The organism is Pseudoflavonifractor phocaeensis, from assembly GCF_021531815.1.
GTDB classification, from domain to species: domain Bacteria; phylum Bacillota; class Clostridia; order Oscillospirales; family Oscillospiraceae; genus Lawsonibacter; species Lawsonibacter phocaeensis_A.
This window is the reverse complement of sequence record NZ_JADYUM010000035.1, coordinates 1-5,721: the sequence shown is the minus strand read 5'-3', so window position 1 is coordinate 5,721 and position 5,721 is coordinate 1. Positions and strand designations below refer to the sequence as shown.

Below are 5,721 nucleotides of genomic sequence, written 5' to 3'. Positions count from 1 at the left end.
TGGTGACCCGTACGGGAATCGAACCCATGTTTGCGGCGTGAGAGGCCGCCGTCTTAACCGCTTGACCAACGGGCCGTGTGGTGCGCCTTCAGGGATTCGAACCCGGGACCCACTGATTAAGAGTCAGTTGCTCTACCAACTGAGCTAAAGGCGCATACTTTCTTTCGAGAAAGAAAGTATGCAAAGAAAGCTTTCTCTCTTTACTTACCTTCCCACTCTCCAGAAGGGGGGCGCTTTTCCTGCGCCCTGAAAACCGAACAGTGAAGCCACAATCTCTCGCTCGCAAGCGCCTGCATTCCTTATTGACCTTGTAGGTCAAGCCCTCGGCTTATTAGTATCGGTCAGCTGCATGCCTCACGGCACTTCCACCTCCGACCTATCAACGACATAGTCTACGTCGAGCCTTACTCCATAAAGGATGAGAGATCTAATCTTAGGGGGAGTTTCACGCTTAGATGCTTTCAGCGTTTATCTCGTCCAGACGTAGCTACCCAGCTGTGCCCTTGGCAGGACAACTGGTGCACCAGAGGTCTGTCCATCCCGGTCCTCTCGTACTAAGGACAGCTCCCTTCAAATCTCTTACGCCCGCAACAGATAGGGACCGAACTGTCTCACGACGTTCTGAACCCAGCTCGCGTGCCACTTTAATCGGCGAACAGCCGAACCCTTGGGACCGAATTCAGCCCCAGGATGTGACGAGCCGACATCGAGGTGCCAAACCTCCCCGTCGCTGTGGACGCTTGGGGGAGATCAGCCTGTTATCCCCAGGGTAGCTTTTATCCGTTGAGCGACGGCACTTCCACTTGCATACCGCCGGATCACTAACTCCAACTTTCGTTACTGCTCGGCCCGTCGGCCTCGCAGTTAGGCTCGTTTATGCGTTTACACTCAATGCACGATTTCCGTCCGTGCTGAACGAACCTTTGAGCGCCTCCGTTACCTTTTAGGAGGCGACCGCCCCAGTCAAACTGCCCACCTAACAGTGTCCCCCGACCTGATTCAAGGCCGCAGGTTAGAAAACCAGTAAATCAAGGGTGGTATCCCAAGGGTGGCTCCACCAAAGCTGACGCTCTGGCTTCCATGCCTCCCACCTATCCTGTACATGATTTACCAATCCTCAGTATTAAGCTACAGTAAAGCTCCATGGGGTCTTTCCGTCTAGTTGCGGGTAACTGGCATCTTCACCAGTACTACAATTTCGCCGGGTGGGCTGTTGAGACAGCGCCCAAATCGTTACGCCATTCGTGCGGGTCAGAACTTACCTGACAAGGAATTTCGCTACCTTAGGACCGTTATAGTTACGGCCGCCGTTTACTGGGGCTTCAATTCAAACCTTCGCTTGCGCTAAGCTCTCCTCTTAACCTTCCAGCACCGGGCAGGCGTCAGCCCATATACGTCATCTTTCGATTTAGCATAGACCTGTGTTTTTGGTAAACAGTCGCTTGGGCCTATTCTCTGCGGCTCCTTTCGGAGCTCCCCTTATCCCGAAGTTACGGGGTAATTTTGCCGAGTTCCTTAACAACCCTTCTCCCGTTGGCCTTAGGATTCTCTCCTCATCTACCTGTGTCGGTTTGCGGTACGGGCACCTTAGCATACACTAGAACTTTTCTCGCCTCGTCATTCTCCAGCTTCCCTACTTAATTTCGGTCCCTTTCGCCCGGGTCAACCAACGCCCGGGTCTGGATAGCTCCAAGTGTCCTTCTAGTTTAAGTTTCGGTGGCTACGGAATTTCAACCGTATGTGCATCGACTACGCCTCTCGGCCTCGCCTTAGCTCCCGGCTTACCTTGGGCGGACGAACCTTCCCCAAGAAACCTTAGATTTTCGGCCATTATGATTCCCACATAATTCTCGCTACTCATTCCGGCATTCTCACTCGAATACAGTCCACCAGTGCTTCCGCTCTGACTTCACCCCGCATTCGACGCTCCCCTACCACGCACTCACGTGCATCCCAAGCTTCGGTTGTACGCTTAGCCCCGTTACATTTTCCGCGCAGAGTCACTCGACCAGTGAGCTATTACGCACTCTTTTAATGAGTGGCTGCTTCTAAGCCAACATCCTGGTTGTTTTCGCAATTCCACATCGTTTTCCACTTAGCGTACATTAGGGACCTTAGCTGTGGGTCTGGGCTGTTTCCCTTTTGACCACGAGACTTATCTCACGTAGTCTGACTGCTGATCATCAATTAGCCGGCATTCTGAGTTTGATAGGGTTCAGTAACTTTATCAGCCCCTAGCCCATTCAGTGCTTTACCTCCGGTAATCTAAATCAACGCTAGCCCTAAAGCTATTTCGGGGAGAACCAGCTATCTCCAAGTTCGATTAGAATTTCTCCGCTATCCACAAGTCATCCGCCACCATTGCAACGGGGGTCGGTTCGGCCCTCCATGGAGTTTTACCTCCACTTCAGCCTGCTCATGGATAGGTCACCTGGTTTCGGGTCTATTGCACGCAACTTAATTCGCCCTATTCAGACTCGCTCTCGCTTCGCCTCCGGTACTGAATACCTTAAGCTCGCTACGTACAATAACTCGCCGGACCGTTCTACAAAAAGTACCTCATCACTCTTTAACGAGCTTTGAGTGCTTGTAAGCACAAGGTTTCAGGTTCTATTTCACTCCCCTCCCGGGGTCCTTTTCACCTTTCCCTCACGGTACTGCTCCTCTATCGGTCATCAAGTAGTATTTAGGGTTGGAGGGTGGTCCCCCCAGTTTCCCACAGGGTTTCACGTGTCCTGCGGTACTCTGGATCCTGACTGGAACAAATCAGCTTTCGCTTACGGGACTATCACCCGCTGTGGTCGGCCTTCCCATACCGTTCAGCTAGCCTATCGCTCCGTTGTGTCAGTCCACAACCCCGAAGGATAAATCCTTCGGTTTGCCCTCTTCCGCGTTCGCTCGCCACTACTTGCGGAATCTCTGTTGATTTCTCTTCCTCGCCCTACTTAGATGTTTCAGTTCAGGCGGTTCCCCACCTACGCCTATTTTGTTCAACGCAGGTTGACGGAGTATTGCTCCGCCGGGTTTCCCCATTCGGAAATTCTGGGATCAAAGCTTATGTGCAGCTCCCCCAGACTTATCGCAGCTTGTCACGTCCTTCATCGGCTCTTGATGCCAAGGCATTCCCCTTGCGCTCTTATTAGCTTGACCTTCGTAGAACAGCCTTTCAGCTGTTCTCTTGGTTCTATAAGAATTATGCAGGCACAAATCGGTTCATTGTAGTTTGTGTTACCCTAATTTTCTTAAAGTCCACAAATTTTACTTTGTTACCTCTCTGTTGCTTGCTCGCAATTTCTTGCTTGCTTCACTGTTCAGTTTTCAAGGTGCAGGCTTCCAACCTCTTTCAAGGTCAGATTGAAATGCTCACTTTCCAGTAAACACTTCAATCTAATCTTGTTGGTGGAGATAAGCGGAATCGAACCGCTGGCCTCCTGCTTGCAAGGCAGGCGCTCTCCCAGCTGAGCTATACCCCCGACTCTCCATCAGAGTTTTGGTGGTGGGCCCAAGTGGACTCGAACCACCGACCTCACGATTATCAGTCGTGCGCTCTAGCCAGCTGAGCTATGGGCCCATCGGCCGCCTCGCGGCGTACACCCTCTAAATTAAACAACGTGACTCCCTCTCCGCTCCTCAGGTCTGACCTAGGACGTTACAAGCAACCTTCCGTTGCTTGATGTCTCCTTAGAAAGGAGGTGATCCAGCCGCTCGTTCTCGAACGGCTACCTTGTTACGACTTCACCCCAATTATCGAACCCACCTTCGGCCGCGCCCTCCTTACGGTTAGGCTACGGACTTCGGGTGTTCCCGACTCTCATGGTGTGACGGGCGGTGTGTACAAGGCCCGGGAACGTATTCACCGCGGCATGCTGATCCGCGATTACTAGCGATTCCAACTTCACGCAGGCGGGTTGCAGCCTGCGATCCGAACTGGGATGGCTTTTAGGGGTTTGCTCTGCCTCGCGGCTTTGCCTCCCTCTGTTAACCACCATTGTAGTACGTGTGTAGCCCAGGACATAAGGGGCATGATGATTTGACGTCGTCCCCACCTTCCTCCGTTTTGTCAACGGCAGTCTCGCTAGAGTGCTCTTGCGTAGCAACTAACAATAAGGGTTGCGCTCGTTGCGGGACTTAACCCAACATCTCACGACACGAGCTGACGACAACCATGCACCACCTGTGTGAGAGGTCCCCGAAGGGAAAAGTGTATCTCTACACCGGTCCTCTCCATGTCAAGCCCTGGTAAGGTTCTTCGCGTTGCTTCGAATTAAACCACATACTCCACCGCTTGTGCGGGCCCCCGTCAATTCCTTTGAGTTTCAACCTTGCGATCGTACTCCCCAGGTGGGATACTTATTGTGTTAACTGCGGCACGGAGGGGGTCAGACCCCCCACACCTAGTATCCATCGTTTACAGCGTGGACTACCAGGGTATCTAATCCTGTTTGCTCCCCACGCTTTCGCGCCTCAGCGTCAGTTGCTGTCCAGCAGACCGCCTTCGCCACTGGTGTTCCTCCTAATATCTACGCATTTCACCGCTACACTAGGAATTCCGTCTGCCTCTCCAGTACTCAAGAACTACAGTTTCAAATGCAGGCTCAGGGTTGAGCCCTGAGTTTTCACATCTGACTTGCAGTCCCGCCTACACGCCCTTTACACCCAGTAAATCCGGATAACGCTTGCCACCTACGTATTACCGCGGCTGCTGGCACGTAGTTAGCCGTGGCTTATTCCTCAGGTACCGTCACTTGCTTCGTCCCTGAGAAAAGAAGTTTACAACCCGAAAGCCTTCTTCCTTCACGCGGCGTTGCTGGGTCAGGCTTGCGCCCATTGCCCAATATTCCCCACTGCTGCCTCCCGTAGGAGTCTGGGCCGTGTCTCAGTCCCAATGTGGCCGGCCAACCTCTCAGTCCGGCTACTGATCGTCGACTTGGTGGGCCGTTACCCCGCCAACTATCTAATCAGACGCGAGTCCATCTCAGAGCGATAAATCTTTGGCAGTCAGAGTCATGCGACTCAACTGCATCATGCGGTATTAGCACAATTTTCACTGTGTTATTCCCCACTCCAAGGCAGGTTACTCACGCGTTACTCACCCGTCCGCCACTAAGCATACTCATCAATTGGACGAATCCTCTTTCAAAGCAGCTCCGTTCGACTTGCATGTGTTAAGCACGCCGCCAGCGTTCATCCTGAGCCAGGATCAAACTCTCAATAAAATGGTATCTAAAGGACCGAGGTCCTTCAAATCAATTTTATTGAAGCTTAAACTTAGCTTCAAAGAAATTATTTGACGTTGTTCCTTACAAGCTTCTTTCGAAACTCTTTAAACAACCGTCACCTTTTTGGTGCTTCGTGTTTGTCACGTTGTTTAATTTACAAGGTGCACACCGCAGCGAACTTGTCGCGGCGGATTTTAATGATAACACATCGTTTTCGCTTTGTCAAGAACTTTTTTCAAGTTTTTTCAAACTTTTTTGAAGCTCTTTCATTCGCCGCTTATCGAGGCTATCTCGCGCCGGCTTCGCAGCCGACTCGATTAGGTTACCACACTCAGTTCGCTTTGTCAAGAACTTTTTTCAAGTTTTCCAAACTTTTTTCCAAGCTCTCAAACCCGCGAACCCTTGGGCCGCCTGCGTTCCCGACCGGTTTTGCCCTGTCGCAGAGCGCTTGCTTATATTAGCAAAACCGCCCCGGTTTGTCAACACCTTTTTTTACTTTTTT

Annotated in this window: 4 tRNA genes and 2 rRNA genes; all 6 read right to left on the bottom strand. The window is 51.7% G+C overall.

Annotated elements, in window-relative coordinates:
- The 6 genes from I6E42_RS12575 to I6E42_RS12550 all read right to left on the bottom strand — a co-directional run bounded on the left by I6E42_RS12575 (position 1) and on the right by I6E42_RS12550 (position 5,216).
- Positions 1-75: transfer RNA gene (locus I6E42_RS12575), tRNA-Glu, on the bottom strand.
- A 3-nt stretch (positions 76-78) separates the two neighbouring features.
- Positions 79-154, bottom strand: a tRNA-Lys gene (locus I6E42_RS12570).
- 157 nt (positions 155-311) lie between these two features.
- A 23S ribosomal RNA gene (locus I6E42_RS12565) occupies positions 312-3,150 on the bottom strand.
- A 247-nt stretch (positions 3,151-3,397) separates the two neighbouring features.
- Positions 3,398-3,473: transfer RNA gene (locus tag I6E42_RS12560), tRNA-Ala, on the bottom strand.
- A gap of 21 nt (positions 3,474-3,494) precedes the next feature.
- Positions 3,495-3,571, bottom strand: a tRNA-Ile gene (locus I6E42_RS12555).
- Between the two features lie 114 nt (positions 3,572-3,685).
- A 16S ribosomal RNA gene (locus tag I6E42_RS12550) occupies positions 3,686-5,216 on the bottom strand.
- The 16S and 23S rRNA genes sit together here with 4 tRNA genes alongside, the layout of an rRNA operon.
- Positions 5,217-5,721: the final 505 nt, after the last annotated feature.